Annotated in this window: 21 protein-coding genes and 1 pseudogene; 10 read left to right on the forward strand and 12 right to left on the reverse strand. The window is 70.9% G+C overall.

Features of this window, described 5'->3' with window-relative positions; genetic code table 11:
• Nucleotides 1–37: 37 nt before the first annotated feature.
• Nucleotides 38–1579, reverse strand: coding sequence for a zinc ribbon domain-containing protein (locus EYW40_RS08615; RefSeq protein WP_161973183.1), 1542 nt, complete (start codon nt 1577–1579; stop codon nt 38–40).
• A 195-nt stretch (nt 1580–1774) separates the two neighbouring features.
• Between EYW40_RS08615 and EYW40_RS08620 the strand changes: the two genes are divergently transcribed.
• Nucleotides 1775–2800: a phosphoribosylaminoimidazolesuccinocarboxamide synthase gene (locus EYW40_RS08620; protein ID WP_135821207.1), complete on the forward strand. Its 1026-nt coding sequence runs from the start codon at nt 1775–1777 to the stop codon at nt 2798–2800.
• A 76-nt stretch (nt 2801–2876) separates the two neighbouring features.
• A complete protein-coding gene (locus EYW40_RS08625; protein WP_135821208.1) occupies nt 2877–3059 on the forward strand; it encodes a DUF7576 family protein in 183 nt (60 codons plus the stop codon).
• A gap of 142 nt (nt 3060–3201) precedes the next feature.
• Here the strand turns inward: EYW40_RS08625 and EYW40_RS08630 are convergent, their stop codons facing one another.
• Nucleotides 3202–4182, reverse strand: a complete 981-nt coding sequence (locus EYW40_RS08630; RefSeq protein WP_135822044.1) for a formyltetrahydrofolate deformylase — start codon at nt 4180–4182, stop codon at nt 3202–3204.
• A 159-nt stretch (nt 4183–4341) separates the two neighbouring features.
• On the opposite strand from EYW40_RS08630, the gene purS reads away from it, so the two are divergent.
• Nucleotides 4342–4593, forward strand: coding sequence for a phosphoribosylformylglycinamidine synthase subunit PurS (purS, locus tag EYW40_RS08635; RefSeq protein WP_135821209.1), 252 nt, complete (start codon nt 4342–4344; stop codon nt 4591–4593).
• A gap of 53 nt (nt 4594–4646) precedes the next feature.
• Nucleotides 4647–5333: a phosphoribosylformylglycinamidine synthase I gene (gene purQ, locus EYW40_RS08640; protein WP_135821210.1), complete on the forward strand. Its 687-nt coding sequence runs from the start codon at nt 4647–4649 to the stop codon at nt 5331–5333.
• Nucleotides 5334–5358: 25 nt separating this feature from the next.
• Here purQ and EYW40_RS08645 read toward each other — a convergent pair whose 3' ends face one another.
• Entirely contained in the window at nt 5359–6429 is a 1071-nt protein-coding gene (locus tag EYW40_RS08645) for an archaeosine biosynthesis radical SAM protein RaSEA (RefSeq protein ID WP_135821211.1), read from the reverse strand.
• Nucleotides 6430–6538: 109 nt separating this feature from the next.
• Here EYW40_RS08645 and EYW40_RS08650 point away from each other — a divergent pair, with 109 nt between their 5' ends.
• Nucleotides 6539–7402, forward strand: coding sequence for a class I SAM-dependent methyltransferase (locus EYW40_RS08650; RefSeq protein ID WP_135821212.1), 864 nt, complete (start codon nt 6539–6541; stop codon nt 7400–7402).
• Nucleotides 7403–7431: 29 nt separating this feature from the next.
• Here the strand turns inward: EYW40_RS08650 and EYW40_RS08655 are convergent, their stop codons facing one another.
• Nucleotides 7432–7857 (reverse strand): VanZ family protein, encoded by a 426-nt coding sequence (locus EYW40_RS08655; protein ID WP_202614485.1) that lies wholly within the window; start codon nt 7855–7857, stop codon nt 7432–7434.
• A gap of 129 nt (nt 7858–7986) precedes the next feature.
• Between EYW40_RS08655 and EYW40_RS08660 the strand changes: the two genes are divergently transcribed.
• Nucleotides 7987–9918, forward strand: a complete 1932-nt coding sequence (locus tag EYW40_RS08660) for an aldehyde ferredoxin oxidoreductase family protein (protein WP_135821213.1) — start codon at nt 7987–7989, stop codon at nt 9916–9918.
• A gap of 146 nt (nt 9919–10064) precedes the next feature.
• On the opposite strand, the gene EYW40_RS08665 is transcribed toward EYW40_RS08660, so the two are convergent.
• The 4 genes and pseudogenes from EYW40_RS08665 to EYW40_RS08675 all read right to left on the reverse strand — a co-directional run bounded on the left by EYW40_RS08665 (nt 10065) and on the right by EYW40_RS08675 (nt 11465).
• A complete protein-coding gene (locus tag EYW40_RS08665; RefSeq protein ID WP_135821214.1) occupies nt 10065–10448 on the reverse strand; it encodes a DUF8048 family protein in 384 nt (127 codons plus the stop codon).
• On the reverse strand, nt 10445–10729 hold the full coding sequence (locus tag EYW40_RS20385) for a MoaD-like domain-containing protein (RefSeq protein WP_202614525.1): 285 nt from the start codon (nt 10727–10729) through the stop codon (nt 10445–10447). Before EYW40_RS20385 ends, EYW40_RS08665 begins: the two co-directional genes overlap by 4 nt.
• Nucleotides 10706–10984, reverse strand: a pseudogene (locus EYW40_RS19945) (ubiquitin-like small modifier protein 1); the annotation flags it as partial. The pseudogene EYW40_RS19945 and the gene EYW40_RS20385, both read right to left, overlap by 24 nt.
• Nucleotides 10985–11078: 94 nt before the next feature.
• Nucleotides 11079–11465 (reverse strand): DUF7971 family protein, encoded by a 387-nt coding sequence (locus EYW40_RS08675; protein WP_135821216.1) that lies wholly within the window; start codon nt 11463–11465, stop codon nt 11079–11081.
• A 281-nt stretch (nt 11466–11746) separates the two neighbouring features.
• Between EYW40_RS08675 and EYW40_RS08680 the strand changes: the two genes are divergently transcribed.
• Nucleotides 11747–12232, forward strand: a complete 486-nt coding sequence (locus EYW40_RS08680) for a hypothetical protein (protein ID WP_135821217.1) — start codon at nt 11747–11749, stop codon at nt 12230–12232.
• Here EYW40_RS08680 and arcS read toward each other — a convergent pair whose 3' ends face one another.
• On the reverse strand, nt 12233–14029 hold the full coding sequence (arcS, locus tag EYW40_RS08685; RefSeq protein ID WP_135821218.1) for an archaeosine synthase subunit alpha: 1797 nt from the start codon (nt 14027–14029) through the stop codon (nt 12233–12235).
• Nucleotides 14030–14143: 114 nt separating this feature from the next.
• On the opposite strand from arcS, the gene EYW40_RS08690 reads away from it, so the two are divergent.
• Nucleotides 14144–16027, forward strand: a complete 1884-nt coding sequence (locus EYW40_RS08690) for an ABC transporter ATP-binding protein (RefSeq protein WP_135821219.1) — start codon at nt 14144–14146, stop codon at nt 16025–16027.
• Nucleotides 16028–16072: 45 nt separating this feature from the next.
• Here EYW40_RS08690 and tgtA read toward each other — a convergent pair whose 3' ends face one another.
• Together tgtA and EYW40_RS08700 are read right to left on the reverse strand one after the other, a co-directional pair.
• Nucleotides 16073–17545 carry a tRNA guanosine(15) transglycosylase TgtA gene (gene tgtA / locus EYW40_RS08695; protein ID WP_135821220.1) on the reverse strand — a complete coding sequence of 491 codons (1473 nt, stop codon included), beginning with the start codon at nt 17543–17545 and terminating at the stop codon, nt 16073–16075.
• A 69-nt stretch (nt 17546–17614) separates the two neighbouring features.
• Complete coding sequence (locus EYW40_RS08700; RefSeq protein WP_135821221.1) at nt 17615–18259, reverse strand: helix-turn-helix domain-containing protein; 645 nt, start codon at nt 18257–18259, stop codon at nt 17615–17617.
• 80 nt (nt 18260–18339) lie between these two features.
• Between EYW40_RS08700 and EYW40_RS08705 the strand changes: the two genes are divergently transcribed.
• Nucleotides 18340–19164, forward strand: coding sequence for a hypothetical protein (locus tag EYW40_RS08705; RefSeq protein WP_202614486.1), 825 nt, complete (start codon nt 18340–18342; stop codon nt 19162–19164).
• A gap of 29 nt (nt 19165–19193) precedes the next feature.
• Here EYW40_RS08705 and EYW40_RS08710 read toward each other — a convergent pair whose 3' ends face one another.
• A complete protein-coding gene (locus EYW40_RS08710; protein ID WP_135821222.1) occupies nt 19194–19754 on the reverse strand; it encodes an NUDIX domain-containing protein in 561 nt (186 codons plus the stop codon).
• 91 nt (nt 19755–19845) lie between these two features.
• Between EYW40_RS08710 and EYW40_RS20305 the strand changes: the two genes are divergently transcribed.
• The gene (locus tag EYW40_RS20305; RefSeq protein ID WP_259370027.1) at nt 19846–19974 is read left to right on the forward strand and encodes a hypothetical protein; all 129 of its coding nucleotides are present in this window, start codon (nt 19846–19848) and stop codon (nt 19972–19974) included.
• Nucleotides 19975–19997: the final 23 nt, after the last annotated feature.

The following is a 19997-nucleotide window of genomic DNA, read 5'->3' on the forward strand; positions in this document are numbered from 1 at the left end:
GGGCCGTGAAAAGGGTGGGGGTCCCGGCGGGGCGGCGTCAGACGGCCTCGCCGGTGAGCGCGCGCTCCACGTCGGCGTCGCTCATCTCCATGGCGTCGGCGACGCGCTCCAGCAGTTCCACCTCCTCGGCGTCGACCTCGTCGTCGGCCGCCGCGACGACGGCCGCGAACCGGAGCGCCTGCTCCTTGCCGGCGGGGGTGAGCAGGTCGCCCAGTCCCCGCGCGACCCGGACGGCGTTGGTGACGGAGTCGGCGCTCTCGCGGATGCGGTCCTCTATCTCGTCGGTCGGGCAGTCCGGGTACAGCTCCGCCGTCGCGTCCCGGATCGCCGTCGCCTCGGCGGTCGTCGCCTCGCCGTCCGTCAGCATCGTCGCACAGCCGATCCGGATCAGCGCGCGCATGTGTAGCTCCCCGGTCCCCTGCCCCGAGGGGTCGAACGCGTCCGCGTCCGGCAGGAAGTCGTAGTCGATCCCGGCGTCGTTCAGCGCCTCCGCGAGCGCGCTCGTCGGGCCGCGGTTGTACAGCGAGCGGCCGAGCGCGTACAGCGTCGCGAACGGCGTCAACACGATGGCGGAGATGCTCCACCAGCCGGTGAGGAGGTTCTTGCCCGCGATCCCCCACAGCCGCCGGCGGTTGCAGGCGTGACAGCCGAGGAGCCGGACCGTCGTGATCCGGTAGGCGAGCAGGAAGCCGGTGACGCGGTACCCCTTCGCCAGTTCCTCGATCGGCCGCTCGCCGCAGTGCTGGCAGGCGATGTCGACGGCCACGGCGTCGTCCGGAACGGTCGCCCGCCGGGCGGCGTCACCCTCCTCCGAGGTGGCCGCCGTCGGCTCCGCGCCGGGCGCCTGCGCGGGCGTCGCCGGGCCGGTCACCCCGACGAGCGACGCCCCGCAGTGCGGGCAGGCGTCGTCGCTCGGGTCGACCTCGCGGTCGCAGTCCGGACAGACCGCGTCGTCGACCGCCGCCGCCTCGGCGAACCCGAACAGCGACCGGACCCGCCGGGGGAGCAGCGGCGGGATCGTATCGCTCCGCTCGACCAGCAGCGGCTGGGCGAACAGCCCCATCAGCCCCAGCGAGAACACGGAGGCGGCCGCGTAGTACGGCGGGAAAAGCGACGACCCGTCGGCGACGAGGAGCGCGAGGGCGTACACCGGGAGGGTGCTCCCGACGACGGCTGTGGCGGCGACGAGCGTCGCCCGCCGGTACCGCGCGACGGCGGCGGCGAACCCCGCGGCGAGCGCCGCCATCACGCCGAACGCGACGAGGCTCTCCCCGGCGATGCGACCGAGCGCCAGTCCGGCGGCGAGCGCGGCGAGGAAGTCGACACCCCGCGGCCGGACGTACCGAACGGCGACGCCGGCCGTCGCGCCCGCCGCGCCGAGGCCGCCGACCAGGACCGGCGACCCGAGCGGGTAGCCGACCGCGACGCCGGCGACCCCGCCGGCGACGAGCGCCACGACCGTCGGATACCGCTGGTGGAGCCAGTAGCCGCCGAACGGCACCGCGAACGTCGCCGCCAGCAACAGCGGCGTCGTCACCAGCGACAGGAGCGTCCCGACGAGGTCGAGCAGTGCTACCATTCTTTCCCACCCGGGTTTCGACCGACGGCGGGGCCGTCTTCGACCGTCATTTACGGACGACAACTGAGCTACATGACTTAAATTTTGACAGTCTCGTCGGGCAGATTTCCATGTTCCAAGCGGCCGGACGGGCGAAACTGCTAACCCTTTTCTACTGTGCGCGGCGACACCAACCATGGAGCAGGTGGTCGACGCGTGACCAGCGTCAAGGAGTTCCGCATCGAGGCGGCGGCGACCGAGGACGAACTGGGCCGGGGGTCGTTCCTGTTCACGGACGACTACTCCGTGTTCGACTGGGGGAAGATGCCAGACGAGATCCCCGACAAGGGCGCGAGCCTCTGCTCGATGGGGGCGTACAACTTCGAACTGCTGGAGGACGCCGGCGTCCCGACGCACTACCGCGGCGTCGTCCCCGCCGGCGGCGGCGACCCCGTGGCGCTCGCGGAGGCGACCGTCCCGCCCCGCGAGATGGCGATCGACCTGACGCAGGTGCCGGACCTGCCCCACGAGGGCCGGGATTACGACTACGACGCGTACCACGACGCCGCGGGGGAGAACTACCTCGTCCCGCTGGAGATAGTGTTCCGCAACCGCGTCCCCGTCGGCTCCAGCCTGCGCCGGCGGACGGACCCGGCGGACCACGGCCTCAACTTCGACGAGTGGCCCGACGAAGCGGTCGACCTGGACGACGCGATAGTCGAGTTCTCCACGAAGTACGAGGAGGGCGACCGCTACCTCGACCGCGCCGAGGCCGACCGCATCGCCGGCGCGGCGTCTGTCGACGACCTCGAAGCGGTCGCCCGCGAGGTCAACCGCGTCGTCACCGAGCGCGCGGACGAGGCGGGGCTGACCCACGAGGACGGGAAGATCGAGTGTCTGTACTTCGACGGCGAGATCCGAGTCGGGGACGTGGTCGGCACGTTCGACGAGAACCGCTTCAGCTACGAGGGCACCCAGATATCGAAGGAGGTCATCCGCCAGTACCACAAACGTACCCAGCCGGAGTGGGTCGAGGCCGTCAAGGCCGCGAAGGAGGAGGCCGAGCGCCGCGACGTGGCCGACTGGCGGTCGCTGTGTGACGTCCGCCCCGAACCACTCGACGACGACGTGGTCGACGTCGCCCGCGACCTCTACGCCGCCGGCGCGAACGCCTACGTCGGCCGCGAACTGTTCGACGCGCCGCCGCTCGATTCGGCGATCGGCGCGGTTCGCCGGCTCTGACTCCCGCGAGCGACGGCGTTCGGGTTTCTGCGCGAAAGGTGCCATTGAAGTGGCGCGCTTTCCTCAGTTCGTGCAAATGGTCGACCCAACGTCGGACCTCGGCGAGGACGTCAGCGAGGCTGACGCGCCGAACTGCGAGAACTGCGGCGACCCGATCGTCGGAACCCCCAACCACCGCGTCCACACGTCCGTCGAGGACGGGACAGCCAAACACCGACACTTCTGTAGCGACGCCTGCCTGGCCGAGTGGCGCGAGTAGCGACGCGGCACGTTAACCGCTTCGCCACTCCGGGAGCTACGTACTTTGACCGGAAGTCGAAGCCGTGGAGTGCAACGCGTCGCCGTTCAGTCGTCGGCTACTCCGCCGACGACCGCAGGCTCGGCATGAAACCCTCGCCCGATCAGTCGTCGGCGGATTCCTCCGCCGACTCCCCCTCCGCCACCGCCTGCCCGATGCCGTCGAGCGGCCGGTCGGGGTTGGCGTCGGCGGCGGCCTGCGAGAGGCCGAGTTGATAGTCGCCCGAGTCCGCGCCGTCGCGGAGGCTCGTGCGGCCGCGGTGGGCGGCCACGGCGTCGTTGAGGTGAAGCTTGACGGCCTCCAGCAGCGCCTCGGCTTCGAGCGGCTGGCCGCGCCGGCGAAGCTCGTCGACGGTCGCGTCGTCGGGCACGTCGAACGCGCGCTGGGTGATGATCGGCCCCTGGTCCAGGTCCGTCGTCACGTAGTGGGCGGTGACGCCTGCGATACGGACGCCCTCCTCCTTGGCCTGCCGGTAGGCCTTCGCGCCGGGGAACGCCGGGAGCAGGCTCGGGTGGATGTTGATGATGCGGTCCTCGTAGCGGAACACGACGTTCGGGCTGAGGATGCGCATGTACCGCGCCAGCACGACCAGGTCGGCGTCGTACTCCGCGAGGAGGTCGAGCAGTTCGTCCTCGTCGGGCTGGCCGCCGTCGTCGCCGACGTCGTGGAACGGGACGCCGTACTGCTCGGCCAGCGGTTCGAGGTCGTCGTGGTTGCCGATGACGACGCCGATCTCCGCGCCGAGTTCGTCGTTGGCCCACGCCTCGAACAGCGCCTCCAGGCAGTGGGACTCCTTCGTGACGAGGACGGCGATCCGCTGGGTCTCGCGCTCGGTCGGGAACCGCACCTGCACGTCGACGCCCAGGTCGTCGCCCAGGTCGTGGAGGTCCCGCCGGAGCGTCGACTCGGTACACACCATGTCGGTCGTGTCGACCGACATCGTCATGCGGAACAGGCCCTCCCGGACGGCCTGGTCCAGGTCCTCGATGTTGATTCCGCGCTCGAACAGGAGGGAGGTGACCTGCGCGATCAGTCCGGTGTCGTCGTCTCCGATCACCGTGATCTCGGTCAGGTCGGTCGTCATCGTCGCCACCTCCGCTCGCTGTCGCTCGGAGTCATCGGCCACGTCTCGGCCGTGCGCGGCCAAAAGCCTTCGTTTCCGCGCCACACCTGCGTGTACACGGACGTGCATAGCGGCTGCGAGTCACAAGAGTTTTTGAACACGAACGCGCAGCCTCCGGTGATGACCGCCTACACCGCGACCGTCACCGTGCGGCTCAAGCGCGGCGTGCTCGACCCCGAGGCCGAGACGACCCAGCAGGCCCTGGAGCGCCTCGGGTTCGAACTGGAGGACCTCCGGTCGGCCGACCGGTTCGAGATCGACGTCGACGCCGAGTCGGCCGACGCGGCCGCCGAGCGCGCCGACGAGATGGCAGAACGCCTGCTGGCGAACCCGACCATCCACGACTACGACGTGGCGGTCGACGAGCGATAGATGACGGTCGCCACCACGACGCCGACGCTCGACTCCCACACGGGGTGGTCCCTGTGACCGTCGCCGTCGTCCGGTTCGGCGGGTCGAACTGCGACCGCGACGCCGAGCGCGCGCTCGCCCACCTCGGGATCGACGCCCAGATCGTCTGGCACGAGGACGGCCTCCCCGACGGGACGACGGGCGTCGTCCTCCCCGGCGGGTTCTCCTACGGCGACTACCTCCGGGCCGGCGCGATGGCCGCCCGGTCGCCGATCGTCGACGAGGTCCGCGAGGCCGCCGCCGACGGCGTCCCCGTGCTCGGGGTCTGCAACGGCGCGCAGATCGGCTGCGAGTCCGGCCTCACCGAGGGGGCGTTCACCACGAACCGGAGCGCGCGGTTCCAGTGCGAACACGTCCACCTCCGGGTCGAGAACGCCGACACGCCCTGGACCGCCGCCTACGAGCAGGGCGAGGTGATCGAGGTGCCCATCGCCCACGGCGAGGGCCGCTACGAGGCCAACGACGTGCGCCTGACGGAACTGGAGATGGAGGACCGGATCCTCTTCCGGTACTGCGACGCCGACGGCGAGGTGACGGATGCGGCGAACCCCAACGGCTCGAAACACGCCGTCGCCGGAGTGCTCGGCGAACGCGACTCGGTCGCCGTGTTGATGCCCCACCCCGAGCGGGCGACGCTCCCGGACGTGGGCGGCACCGACGGGCAGGGGATCCTCCGCGGGTTCGAGCGCTCGCAGGCCTGAGCGCTGGCGCGGCGGTTCCCCGCCTTCAGCGCGTGAGCGGCATCGCGTAACTCGTCTCGCGGGCCAGCACTTCCTCCCAGGTCCGCTCGCAGTCACACGACACCTGCTCGAACACCGACGGGTCCTGCCGCAGGTCGAAGTCCTTGATGGCGCGCTGGACCCGGTCGTCGCACTCCCCGCAGTTGTGGGGCCCACGGTCGCTGCCGTGGCCGACGGGGTCCGAGACGACGATGGCGTCGGCGTCGGCGGTCGATTCGAGCACCTCGGCGACGCTCCAGAGCCACGGCGGCCGGTAGCCGTCCCGGAAGTACAGTTCGTCGACCATGGTGTAGCGCTGGACGTTACAGGGGTTCATCGAGACGGTGTGGGCGTACTCGGCGCATTTCCGGACGGACCGCTTCATGTCCTCGACGGCCTCGCGCTCGCTCAGGAACGGCGGCTTCATCAGCAGGTACGCCTTGATGCCCGCGCCCGCTGCGTCGGCCTCCTCGCTGGCGGCGACGAACTCGTCGAAGTCGAAGTACTTGTTCACGCAGTCGTGGCGCACGCGGTCGGTGCCGGTTTCGAGGCCGACCGCCACGTCCGTCTCCAGGCCGACGTCGGTGAAGTCGGTCAGTTTCCCGCGGTCGACGAAGTCGGGCAGGCTCTCGACGACGATGCGGTCCCGATCCGCGAACGTCTCGGCGATCGCCTGCCGGCTCTCGGCGGCGACCTCGCGCTCGTCGAGGAACGAGCCGCTGGTGTAGATCTTGATGAGGCCGCTCTCCGCGTCCGCGTTCTCGGCCTCGTGATCGAGACAGGCGTCTATCTGGTCCATCAGCGCGTCGTGGGTGACGCTCCCGCCGTCGACGGACTCGGCGACGTAGCCACACATCGTACAGCCCCCGGCCCGCGCCCAGCGGCAGCCGCCGGTGTTCAGGATGATCGTGAGGCTCTGGTAGACGCCGTCGGGCGTGTTGTCCTCGTCTATCCACACCCGCGTGGGCTCGTGCGGGTCGTAGGACGCCTCCTTCTCGGCGCGGATCCCGCGCATCACCTTGTTGTGGGCGTCCATCCCCTTCCCCTGCTCGTACACGTCGGGGCTCGGCTTGCTCATTGCCGGTCGGTAGCCGTCCGAGTGGTAAAGCGACTTCGTCTCGCGGGGCCGCCGGGGGCGGCTCCTGTGAAATCGTAGATACTTTGTCGGGAGCGCCTCCCCTTCGCGTATGGTCGACCCCGACAGGACCGACCCCGAGACGTACTACGACGACTACGGGGAGCGGGAGTGGGAGCGCCTCGACCGGGATTTCTTCCACCGGCTGGAGTGGGAGGGGACCGTCGAGCAACTGGAGACACACCTCCCGCCGGTCGACGACCCGGACGACCCGCCCCGGGTCGCGGACGTCGGCGGCGCGGCGGGCCGGTACAGCGTCTGGCTCGCCGAGCACGGGTACGACGTGACGCTGGTCGAGCCGAGCGGCGCGCAGCGCGACATCGCCCGCGAGAAACTGGCGGAGCGCGGCGTTTCCGACCGCGTCACCGTCCGCGACGGCGACGTGCGGGACCTGGAGGCGGCCGACGACGCCTTCGACGCGACGCTGTGTCTGGGCGGGCCGCTGTCGCACGTCCTCGACGCCGACGAGCGGCGGGAGGGCGCGAGCGAACTCCGCCGGGTGACGGTCCCGGACGGCCCGGTCTTCGCCTCCGTGATGGGGCTGCTCGGCGCGGTGATGATCACCGTCCAGTACGCCGGCCGGGTCGAGCCGGAGGTCGACGACCTCGCGCTGATGCCCGACCTCGTCCGGGAGCGCGACTACACCGCCGACCTCGCCGAGCGAAACGGGATGGAGCCGGTCATCTTCGACTGCCACTTCTTCCGGCGCGACGAGTTCGAGGAGTTGCTCGACGGGGCCGGGCTGGCGGTCGAGCGCGTCGCGGCGCTGGAGGGCGTCGCAGCGCTCCGCCGGTCACACTTCGAGGAACTCGACGACGACGCCCGCGACACGGTTCGGGCGCTGAACGACCTGTTGCGGACCGACGGGACGCTCGCGGACGTGTCGCCGCACATGCTGGCGGTCTGTCGGGCGTAGCCGGTCGCCGCCGCTCGCGGGCCGCCGGCCTACAGCGCGCGGAGGACCAGCAGCGCGAGCGCGACGCCGACGGCCGCGCCGACGCAGTTCGCCGCGGCGTCCGCCAGCGAGAACGTCCGGTAGGGCAGCGCCGCCTGAAGTAGTTCCATGCCGACGCCGTAGGCGACCGCCCCGGCCCCGGTCCGCGCGGCCAGCCGGACGTCGACCCGCACGTCCTCGACCAGCGCGAACGCCGTCGTCCCGGCCAGCCCCGCGTAAGCGATCCCGTGGAGCCACTTGTCGGCCCCGAGGAGGCCCAGCGGCCCCGAAATCGACAGGCTGCCGCCCGTCGGCACGAGGGATCCGACGGTCAGGACCGCCGCGACGGCGAGCGCGGCGGCGACCCGGTACCGCCGCGGCGGCAGGCGGCGGACCGTCGACCGGTCTATCTCCGTTCCCAGTTCCGTCTCCGCCATGTCCGGTGCCTCGGATCGACGGCCCGTAATCCCACCGGTCGGCGGCGACCCCCGCGTAACCGTATTCGGTTACGTCGGTATGCTAACGGCTAACGGGTTGCGGCCCGTATGTAACAATCGTACCTTACAATGACCGATATCGGAGGCTTCCACGACAGGGTCGCTCGGGTCGACCTGTCGGGGAGAGACGTACGTTACGAGGGCATCGACACCGAGGACGCGAAGAAGTACATCGGCGCGCGCGGGCTCGGGGTGAAGTACGTCTTCGAGCAGGGTCCGGACGTGGACCCGCTCGGCCCCGACAACCTGCTGGCGTTCATGAACGGGCCGCTGACGGGGACCCAGACGACGATGAGCGGGCGCATCGCCGTCTGTACGAAGTCGCCGCTGACGGGCACCGTCACGGACTCCCACCACGGCGGCTGGTCGGGCGCGCGACTGAAGTGGGCCGGCTTCGACGGCCTGCTGTTCGAGGGGCAGGCCGACGACCCCGTGTACGCCTACGTCGAGGACGGCGAGGTCGAACTCCGCGACGCCTCGGACCTGTGGGGCCAGGGCGTCCACGACACGCTCGACGACATCGAAGGGGAGGTAGAGGGCCAGTACGGCAAGAACCTCTCCGCGATGGCGATCGGCCAGGGCGGCGAGAACGGCGTCCGATTCGGCTGCATCATCAACGAGGACGACCGCGCGAGCGGCCGCGGCGGCACCGGCGCGGTGATGGGGTCGAAGAACCTCAAGGCCGTCGTCGTGAAATCCAGCACGAAGATGCCGAAGCCGGCCGACCCGGAGACGTTCCAGGAGGGCCACAAGCAGGCGATGCGGGCCATCCAGGAGTCCGACGTCACCGCGCCCAACGAGGGCGGCCTCTCGCAGTTCGGCACGAACGTGCTGATGAACATCACCGAGGAGATGGACGGCCTGCCGACCCGGAACGGCCGCTACACCTCCACCTCCTCGGAGGCCGAGGAGGACCCGGACGTGCCGAACATCGACTCGGAGAAGGTCTCCGGCGAGAACGTCCGCGAGAACATCCTCGTCGACGAGCCGACCTGCCACTCCTGTCCGGTCGCCTGCAAGAAGGAGGTCGAGGTCGACGTCCACCACAAGGGCGAGGAGATGAACGTCCGGATGGAGTCCTACGAGTACGAGTCCGCCTGGGCGCTCGGCCCGAACTCCATGACCGACGAGCGCGACAAGATCGCGGTGATGCTCGACCGGTGTAACGACCTCGGCGTCGACACCATCGAGATGGGCAACATCATGGCGATGGCGATGGAGGCCACCGAGAAGGGCTACCTCGACGACCTCGGCGACGGGATCGACTGGGGCGACTCCGAGACCATGATCGACATGATAGAGCGCGTCGCCCACCGCGAGGACGACCTCGCGGACCTGCTCTCGAAGGGCCAGCGCCGCATGGCCGAGGAGATCGGTGCCCACGACTGCCGCCTCGACGTGAAGGGGCAGGCGATCGCCGCCTACGACCCGCGCGCCATGAAGGGGATGGGGATCGGCTACGCCACCTCTAACCGCGGCGCGTGCCACCTGCGCGGCTACACGCCCGCCGCCGAGATCCTGGGCATCCCGGAGAAGGTCGACCCGTACGACTGGAAAGGCAAAGGCGAACTCTGTGCCACGTTCCAGGACATGCACGCCATCTCCGACTCCTTCGACATCTGCAAGTTCAACGCGTTCGCGGAGGGCGTCGAGGAGTACGTGCTCCAGTACAACGGGATGACCGGCCTCGACTACAGCGAGGACGAGCTACTGGAGGCCGGCGAGCGGATCTACAACCTCGAACGGTACTACAACAACCTCAACGGCTTCGACGGCGAGGACGACACGCTCCCGGACCGGTTCCTCGAGGACGGCATCCGCGGCCAGGGTGCAAGCGAGGGCCAGTACTGCGAACTCGACGAGATGAAGGCGGAGTACTACGAGGTCCGCGACTGGGAGGACGGCGTCGTGCCCGACGAGAAACTGGACGAACTCGGCATCGAACTCGGCCCCGGCACCGGCGTGAGCAGCGGCGGGGCGGCGGCCCCGTCCGACGACTGATCGGTCGAGGGGCCTGCCCGAGACTGCGGTCTCGGACGGGAAGAGCGACGACTGAGGGGTATCGAGTGGGTCGATAGACCCCGAGATACCGCAGTCTCGCTTGGATAGTCGACGACTGAGCGGGAAGAACGACGCGGGCCGGTTTTTCATTCCTCGGACGACGTGCCGACCACGACCGCCGACCGTATCTCCAGCGCCGAGTCCATCGCGGCCTCGCGGTCGGTCTTCCGGCCGATCCGCCGGACCTGTTCGGCGTGTGCCCGGGCGAGTGCGTCGCGCTCGCGGCGGTGGAGGTCGAGTTCCTCGCCCACCCGCTCCCAGTGGTCGGCGTCGGCGAGGAACGCCGCGCGGTCGTCGTCCTCGTGGACGCACTCGTACCGCCGGCGGTACTCGTCGATGCGCGGGCCGAGGTCGGCCTGCACCCGGTCGACCAGCGCCGGCAGCCGCTCGGGCGCGACGCTGGCTTTCGCGCCCGCCATCAGCAACACCTCGCCGTCGAGCGGGTCGCCCGACGCGTCGCTCCCGCTCATCCCCCGGCGCGCATCGCCTTCTGCGCGAACCGTTCGACCAGCGAGTCGAGCGTCCCGTCGTCGCCCTCGAACTCGACGGTCACCTCGGTCAGCGACAGCGACGGCCCGATCGCGACCTTCTCGGCCGACAGCGTGGCGCGCCAGCCGTCGCCCTCGACGGCGCCGTCGTCGACCCGCTCGCCGCCGAGGTTCTCCAGATATCGGACCGCGAGGCGCTCGGAGATGCCGCGGAACGACCGGGTGCGGCGGTCGGTTCCCCCGCCGGCGACGGGCGGGAAGATCGAAAGCGCGTCGCCGTCCTCCAGCGCCGTCTCGGTCCCCTCCAGGTGGATCACCTCCCGGCCGTTCTTGAGGATGCTCAACTGCGGCCGGATCTCGCCGTCTGCGAGCAGCTGGCCGTCCAGGCCGTCGTACGTCGCTTCGAGGTCGGCGAGCACCGTCCCGACCGTCGTCGGCCCGTCGTCGTAGGTCAGGTCGACCTCCTTCCGGCCGACCGCGTCCCGGAAGGTGGCGAAGGTCCGCAACTCGATCTCCATGTGGTAGCACAGTAGGGCGGCCGCGGCTTAAACCTCCGCCGCGGCGGCCGCGGGTCGCGCGTGGCGACCGGGGCGGGCGGCGCTGGCGGCCGGGTCAGGTGTCGCCGAGCCGGATGCCGTCCTCCACGAGGCGGGCGTTGCGCTCGCGGTCCAGTTCGGCCGCCACGTCGTCGTGTTCGTACACCTGTTCTATCAGGTCGGCGTAGAGGTTGCGCCAGGCGATGGCGTAAATGGGGGATTGGCCCCAGGCGCGCAGTTCCGGCACGAACTCGTCGAACCGCTCCGCGCGGGTCTCGAAGCGCTCGACGGCGTCGGCGACGTAGGTCGCCGCCTCGCGGTCGTCCTCGGCGGCCGCGAGCGCCCGGTTGATCCGGTCCTCCCAGCCCTCGACGGCGCGTCGCATGTCCTGACCGGCCGACTCGCCGTCGGCGGGCAGCGATTCGAGGATGGGTTTCGGCACCGAGAGCGTCAGTTCGTCCATACGCCACGGTCGGTCCCGGCGACCAAAAACCCCGCCGTCGCCGCGGGGCCGTGCGGACGCCGGACCGCCACCCGTGACGGGACCGTTTCGGCGGCTAGGCCGGGCTTTCGGCGTCCGTCGCCGCGTAAGCCCGGCTTATCTCCCCCCGGGGGCCGCGGAGTAGCGTCAGCGTGCCTACGTGTAATCCGGTCTGTACTCCGGGGGCGGCGGTCGCCGGCGAACGGAACGGTACGGAACGGTATCGGAGGTTTATGCCCCAAATGGGAGTACGAACTGGTGACGTGAAACCCACAGAAGACGCGACGATAGGCCGTCAGCGCGAGCGGGATCGGAAGCGCGTACCGGACTCGGACGCCGAGACCGACCGGCTGCGGCGCGCGATGACGCGCCGCGACCGGCCCAGCGCCCCGGACGAGCCGGCGGCAGTCCCCGACGCGCCGGACCTCCCGTCCGGGTGGACCCGGCGACGGAACGGGGACGACGAGATCACCTTCGTCCGCGAGGGCGGCGAGCTACGGCTGTCGGCGACGCGCGAGAACGGCGCGTGGCACCTGTCCGGTCGCCAGCGCACCGGGGAGGCCGAACACGACTTCCGCGTCGGCGGCGTGTCGACGCGGGACGAGGCCCTCCGCTGCCTGTTCGACGCGATGGAGCGGGTCAACGCCGCGATGGCGGAATGCGACTGGAACGGCCGTATCTGCCTCTCGACGGCGGTCGACGGCGTCTGCAGACACGACTCCGGGTCGATCGGCCGCCTCGTGGAGTAGCTACTTCTCGTCGACGTGTCGGACCGAGCAGGCGACGCCCCGAGTGCTCTCGCACATCTCCGGGCCGGACATCCGGGCGCGGCCGACGGCGAACGCCTTCGGCCCCTCGATCACCACCTCGTCGCCGACGCGGACGTCGTCGTCGGCCTCGACGACGCCCGGCGCGAGGACGCTCCCGTGCGGGACGAACCCGTCTATCGACACGCGCTTGGTCGGCGCGTCGCTGTCGACCCAGCGGCGCGCGCCGGCCAGCGTGAACGCCAGCAGGCCGTACTGGGGCACCATCGCGGCCAGTTGCTCGCCGCCGCCGTCGTGCACCCGGAGCTTCGGGTAGCGGCTCTGCGTCGAGATGTCCCCGAAGACGGCGTCGCCGGCGCCCGGGCCGAACTGGTAGTCGGCGATGGCGCGGACGGTGTTGTGCTCGCGCTCCCGCTTCGAGAACTTCAGTTCGCCCGCGAGCGTCGCCGAGAGGTTGCCGAGCGACTCGGTCGTCGTCGGGTGGTCCTCGACGGTGTACTCGAAGTCGACATCGAGGTCCGCCTCCACGCGCTCGCACACCTCGCGGTACCCCTCGTCGGGGACGTGGGCGATCACCCGCGGGTACTCGTTGCGCTGCAGGTACCGGCGGAGCACCGAGGCGACGAACTCCGTCTCGTCGGCCGACCAGCGGCCCGTCACCGCGGCGTCGTAGTGCTGGGCCGGGTAGGTGAGTTCCAGTTCCTGCGGGACGACGCCGATCGGCGATGTCATCGAGACGGTGTGGGCGCGGAACTGGACGGCGTCGTGGAACTGGCCGTGGCTCTGGGACTCGCTGTAGGGCTTGCGCGCCGAGCAGGGGACGAGCACCAGCGGGTTGTCGAACCGGTTGCGGTACCGCGAGGTGACGCGGTCGGCGAAGCGCTGGATCTCCACGCGCCGGAGCGTGTCCTCGGTCGTGGCGGCGATCTCCGAGTTTCGGAACACGGGCGTGCGCTCCTCGACGTACTCCCACTGCCCGTCGAACTCGCGGAACGCAGCGGTGAGCCACTGCTCGTGGCGGGCCTGCCCCTCGACGTAGTCGCGGAGCCGCCCCGCGCGGATCCGCTCGCGAACCCTGGCGAGTTCGGCCGCCAGCGCGTTGACGTTGTGCTCGGCGCAGTCGTCGCGGTCGAACTCGTCGACGGGCGTCCGGCAGGCCGGACAGGCACAGGGGAGTTCGGTCAGGTCCGCCAGGAACGCCTCGCCGTCCGTCGTGAGGTACTTGCCCTGCGTCCCCTTCACGACGGCGCGGTGCGGGTCGACGAGGTCGACGCCGGCGTACGCGAGCGTCGCGACGTTGCCCGGCGTCGCCACGCCCGGGAGGTACAGCGCCGCGTCCGCGGGGACCGCCTCGCGGACGTCGACGACCGCGTCGCGGAACGCCTCGCCGTGGCCGACGAAGCCCTGCGCGCCCGAGACGACGTAGGCGTCCGCGCCGAAGTCGTCGGCTGTGTCCGGCGAGACGACGGCGGCGTTGGGGTAGTCGACCTCGGGGTGGTCGACGGCGAACGACTCCTGGACCTCGTCGGCGGTCCCCGACGGGAACGCGCGGTGTGGCAGCACGGTAAGCGCCGCTCCGTCGCCCTCCGGGAGGTCGCGGTCGGCGGTCCAGAGGCTGCCCGCGTCGGCGAGGATACGGTTGACGCGGTCGCCGCCGGAAGCGTCGCCCGCGCGGTCGGCCTCGTCCACGAGCGCCGGCGTCGTCACCGGGTCGTCGAGCCGGAGCTCGGCCACCCGGGCGGGTCCGTCGCGCTCGTGGACCTCGAAGTAGTCGGTCATACCCCCATTCTGTGGGGCCGCGGGAATGAGCGCGTCGATCCGGGCCGGGGCGTGGGGTGCCAACTACACCCACACCCAGGCAACGCTTTTTGGACGACCGGTGTGTTTCGACGTATGGACCAACTCGAAACCGACAGGGACGGCCGTCGCGCCCTCCTCGCCCTGGTGGGGCGATACGGCGACGGCTACCGCGGCCACGTCGCGGCCGGCGTCCTGCTGACGGTGCTGACGGTCGCGGTCGGGCAGGTGCTGCCGTACGTCCTCGGCGTCGCCATCGACGCGCTGTTTACCGGCGCGCAGCCCTACGAGATCGCGTTCCTCCCGGACGCGTGGATCCCGGCCGGCCGGACCGGCCAGTTCTGGTTCACGCTCGGGTTCATCGTCGCGATGTCCTTCGGGTCGCTCGTGTTCGGCACGACCGCGGACTACCTCTGGGGTCACTTCGCCCAGCACCTCCAGCACGAGGTGCGGGTCGACGCCTACGAGGCCGCCCAGGAGCGTGACCTGGCGTTCTACGACGACGTGCAGACGGGCGAGGTGATGAGCGTGCTGAACAACGACGTGAACAAGCTGGAGAACTTCTTCACCCAGATCGTTTCGATGGGGATCCGCGTGGTCGTGATGACCGGCGGCATCGCGCTGTTCATGCTGTGGATCCACGCGCAACTGGCCGCCGTCGCGCTGGTCATCCTCCCCGTGCTGTTCGGCGTGACGCGGCTGTTCGAGCGCCGCGTCTCCCCGAAGTACGAAGAGAAGCGGTCCCGCGTCGGCAAACTGAACGGCCGCCTGGAGAACAACGTCGGCGGGATCCAGACGATCAAGTCCTACGGCACCGAGGACGAGGAGGTCGACCGCGTGCAGGACTCCTCCGCGAGCTACCGCGACATCGCGTGGTCGGCGTTCCTCGAACGCGTCGGCCTCATCGGCTCCATCTCGGGGCTGACCTCCGTGGGCTACGCGCTGACCTTCCTCGTCGGGGGGTACTGGGTGCTGTTCGGCCCGCCCCTGTTTTTCACGTGGGAGCTGTCCGTCGGGACGCTCGTCACGTTCCTGCTGTACAGCAACCGCTTCCAGTTCCCGATGTACCAGTTCGCCGGCGTGCTCGACGGCTACCAGAACGCCCGCGCCGCGGCGGCCCGCGTGATGACGCTGCTGGAGGGCGAGGCGGCCGTGCAGGACGACCCGGACGCCGACGAACTGACCGTCCGGGAGGGCCGTGTCACGTACGACGATGTGACGTTCAGCTACGAGGACGCCGAGGACGACGCGCTCTCGGACGTCTCCTTCGAGGCCGAGCCGGGGTCGTTCGTCGGCCTCGTCGGCCCGACGGGCGCGGGCAAGTCGACGACGATGAAGCTGCTGCCGCGCCTGTACGACGTCGACGACGGCGCGGTCCGCGTCGACGGGCAGGACGTGCGGGACGTGACGCTGCGGAGCCTTCGCGAGCGCGTCGGCTACGTCTCCCAGGAGCCGTACCTCTTTACCGGCACCGTCGCGGAGAACGTCGCCTACGGCGCGGACGCCGACCACGAGGCCGTGGTGGCGGCCGCGAAAAGCGCCGGGGCACACGAGTTCGTCACGGAACTCGACGACGGCTACGACACGGAGGTCGGCGAGCGCGGCGTGAAGCTCTCCGGCGGCCAGCGCCAGCGGATCGCCCTGGCCCGGGCGCTGCTCAAGGACCCGGAGATACTCGTCCTCGACGAGGCGACGAGCCACGTCGACAACGAGACGGAGGCCGTCATCCAGGAGCGGCTGGACGACCTCACGGCCGACCGCACGACGTTCGCCATCGCACACCGCCTCTCGACGGTGCGGGACGCCGACACGATCCTCGTGTTCGACGACGGGGAGATAGTCGAGCGGGGCGGCCACGAGGAGCTGCTGGCCGCGGACGGCCTCTACGCGAACCTCTGGCGGGTGCAGGTCGGCGACGTGGAGGAGCTGCCCGACGCCTTCCTCGAACGCGCCCACGAGCGGATGCGCGCCGAGACGTAGCGCGCGACCGGCGGAAGCGGCCGGGCCAGCGCGGCCGCGGCGGCCTCAGCGCCGCGTAGCGAGGTCGATCCGCTCGACACCCTCGGGCAGCCGTCGCAGGACGTGGTCCGGCCAGCCGTAGTGGGCGACCGTGACGTCGGAGCCGGGGTTGTGCTCGGCGAGGCGGGCCACGGCGTCGGCCGCGGCGGCGCGGGCGGCGTCGTCGAGCCGGTCGGGCGTCTCCGCCGTCAGCGGGTACGTCTGTGACAGCGCCGGCGGCACGGGGCCGAACGGCGGGGCGAGGCTCCAGGTCGCGTCGTACCCCTCCACGTCGGCCCCCTCCGTGAGCAGCAGTTCGGCAGGCGCGTCGAGCCGGTCGAGGCGCTCGCGGTGGCGTAGCACCTCGGGGCGGCGCGCGCTCTCGGCGGAGACGTGGAAGAAAGTGCCCTTCGATACGGGGTCCGCCGCCTCCAACTGTTCGGCGTGGTCCAGCAGCGCGCGGTAGCCGTCGAGCATCGCCGGGTGGCCGCGGGCGCGGACCTCGACGAGTTCGAGTAGGTTTCCAGCGCGGATCGCCTGCTTGATCCGGCGGATCTCCGCGAAGGAGACGTGGAGGTTGTGGGCGGCGAGCTTCTCCTCGCGCTCGTCGCGGCCCAGCGCGCGGATCTCGTCGGGCGTGTGGGCGGCACACACCGGACAGGAACAGGGGAAGTACTCCAGGTCCCCGAGGTGCTGGGTGTTCCGCACGGTGAGGTAGCGGTCGTCGCGGGCGTAGATGGCGTAGGCCGCGGAGTCGAACAGGTCACAGCCCAGCGCCGTCGCGAGCGCGAACATCATGGGGTGGCCCGCGCCGAACAGGTGGACGGGGGCGTCCGGCGAGAGGCCCCGTTTCGACGCCGCGACCACGTTGACCATGTCGGCGTAGCGGTAGTCGTTCATCATCGGTACGACCGCGCCGACCGGGAACACGTCGAGCGACGAGGCGTCGGCGGTCCGGGCGGCCGCCTCGCGGAGGTCGGTGTAGGTCGACCCCTGTATCGGCGCGGAGACGAGCATCTCGCCGGTGTCGACCGTCTCGGCCTCCGCGATGCGCTCCTCGGTCGTCGCGAGGTCGCTCTCGGCGGTCTCGCGGGCGGCGTCCGGCGGCGTCGGGATGTCGACCGGCGTCCCCACGTCCGAGCCGATGTCCCGCTGGAACGTCAGGATCTCCTCGGTCGTCACGTCTATCTCGCCGTAGACGGAGAGCTGGAACGACCCGGAGTCGGTCATGATCGCGCCGTCGAAGTCGAGCATGGCGTGGAGCCCCTCCGCCAGGGCCCGCTCCCGAAGCTCCTCGTTCCCGTGGATGATGTAGGAGTTGGTGATCAGCATCTCCGCGCCGAACTCGTCGGCGAGCCGCGCGGGGGCGATCGTCTCCAGGTTGGGGTTTATCACCGGCAGCAGCGCCGGCGTCTCGACGGTCACCCCCGCCCGGGGGACGGAAAGCTCCCCGATGCGGCCCGCGACGTCGGCGTCGCGGAGTTCGAAGTTGTCGCGCATTGCCCGGTCGTATCCGCGGCGCCGGGGTAAGGATTCCGTTCCGACCGACCCGCCGAGCGCGGCCCGGCGTCAGCGTGGCGGCTCCCGGCCGGGACCCGTCAGGAACCGCTTGAGGACGCGCGCCTCCCCGCGCCGCAACACGCCGCTCGCGGTCGACTTGTCCACGTCGAGGGCCGCCGCGACGTCCGCCAGCGTACACGCACGCGGCACCTCGAAGTACCCCATTCGGAGCGCCGTCCCCAGTACCTCGCGCTGGCGGTCGGTGAGCAGGCCGTCGGAGTCGGCGTCGCCGACGATGGAGAGCAGTTCGTACCCGAGGTCGGACGCCTCCAGCCCGTCGCGGAGGCGCTCGAACTCCGTCCGGGTGCCGGTGAGGTCGAACTCGAACCACCCGTCGCGGACGACGACGGGGTACTCGGGCGCGAGCGCCGGCCCGGCGGCGAACTCGTAGAGCGCGACGTCGGACGTCTCGTACCGCGCCAGCACGGTCCCCTCGGCGGCGTCCAACCGCTGATAGTCCGCTATCGACGGGTGGTCGCGGATCGCGTCGCCGACCGCGGCCGGGGAGTCGGCGGCGACCTCGCCCAGTTCGACCGCCGTATCGCCGGTTCTGAGTCCGGTCAGAAGCCGGAACGTCGCGTCCGGGTACGCCCGCGACACCTCCGACACCCACGTCGTCTCCGGGAGTTCGATCCGGAACTCCGCCCTGATCATCCGGCGACCCCTCCCGGGTCGGACGGCGATCCCATCATGTTGGGGAAATGCGTTCCCCTCGTCCCTCGGTGTTTCGATCCATGGCACGACACGCTCGCCTGCGGACGCTCGTGGAGGCGGTACGGTCCGACCGGTGGAGCAGTCCGCGCGCACTGGTCGCCGAACTGCGCCGTCGGAACCCGCCCCTGTTCGCGGTCGCCGCGCTCAACGCCGCGCTGTTCGCCGCGTTCGCCGCCGGCGTCCCGCTCGACCCGCGAACCGTCGCCGGCGACCCGGTGTGGCTCAAGCCGGCCAAGTTCGCCGGGGCGATCGCGCTCGTCACCGCCACGCTCGGCTGGCTCTCCAAGCACCTGCCGGTCGCGGCGTCGAGGGTCCGGCGGGCCTCGCACGGCATCGCCGCGGGACTCGTGCTGGAGATCCTGCTCATCGGTGGACAGGCCGCCCGCGGCGTCGGGTCGCACTTCAACGACGCGACGGCGCTCGACACCGCGGTCGGTGCCGTGATGGGCGTCACCATCCTCGGGGTCGTCGGACTGGTCGCGCTCCTGCTCGTCCGGTCGCGGGGCCGCGACTTCGGGGTGCATCCCGCGTTCCAACTGGGGATCCTGCTCGGGGGCGCGCTGTTCGTCGTCGGGTCGCTGGAGGGCGGGGCGATGCTGGCGATCGGCGGGCGCGCGACCGCGCCAGGACCGACGGTGCCCGTCCTCGGGTGGTCGCTCGGCGGCGACTTCCGGCTGGCTCACTTCGTCGGACTCCACGCCCTGCAACTGCTGCCGCTCACCGGCTACCTGGCCGGGGCGGCGTCCGAGGCCGGCCTCCTCCGGCGGCCGAAGCGCGTCGTCGCCGCGGTCGCCGCCGCGTTCCTCGCGGCGCTCGGCCACGCGCTCGTGCCGCTGGTCGGGTGAGCGCGGTTCGCGGGGCGGCCGCGGGACGGTCAGTCGCCCGCGCCGTCCGCCCCGAACAGCGCGTAGTACAGCACGCCGAGCGCGCTCCGCCCGTCCCGCAGTTCGCCCGTGCGAACCGCCTCGCGGAGGTCGTCGAACGCCGCGGTGTCGACCCGGATCGTCTCGTCGTCGTCCAGCGACTGCTCGCCGGTGGGCGTACAGCCGCGGGCGACGTAGTAGTGAAAGACCGCGTCGGCGAAGCCGTTCGCCGGTTCGACGCTCGTCAGCCGCTCGACGGTCCCGGCCTCGTACCCCGTCTCCTCGGCCAGTTCGCGGCGCGCGGCGTCGTCGCGGTCGTCGTCGACGGGTTCGAGCCCGCCCGCCGGCAGCGCGCGGTTGACCCGCTTGACCGCCTGCCGCCACTCCTCGACCACCACCACGTCGCCGTCCGGGGTGAAGGGGAGCACGACCACGCTCTCGCCCTCCGAGAGGTAGTCGAAGTCGGTGACGGTGCCGTCCGGCAGCCGCGCGTCCTCCCGCACGACGTCGAACCCCGGGCACTCGTAGGCCACGCGGCTGTCCAGCGTCTCCCAGGCCAGGTCGTCGGTCATGCCCGCCAGTAGGGCCAGCCCCCGCAAAAGGCCGCCGGCGGACGGCCGAAAACACGAAAAACAATTATGTTATTCTATCGTAGGTTCACCCATGCTCCCGAGGTGTGCGAACTGCGGCGCGCTGATGCGCCTGCAGGACGAGTCCGCCCGGCTGTTCCAGTACCGCTGTGCCACCTGCCACTCCAAGCGGACCGAGCACAAGGCCGACGGGCCGCGCTGATCGGGCGCGTCGACTCGGCCGGC

Origin of the sequence: Halostella litorea (genome assembly GCF_004785955.1) — an archaeon.
Lineage (GTDB): Archaea > Halobacteriota > Halobacteria > Halobacteriales > Natronoarchaeaceae > Halostella > Halostella litorea.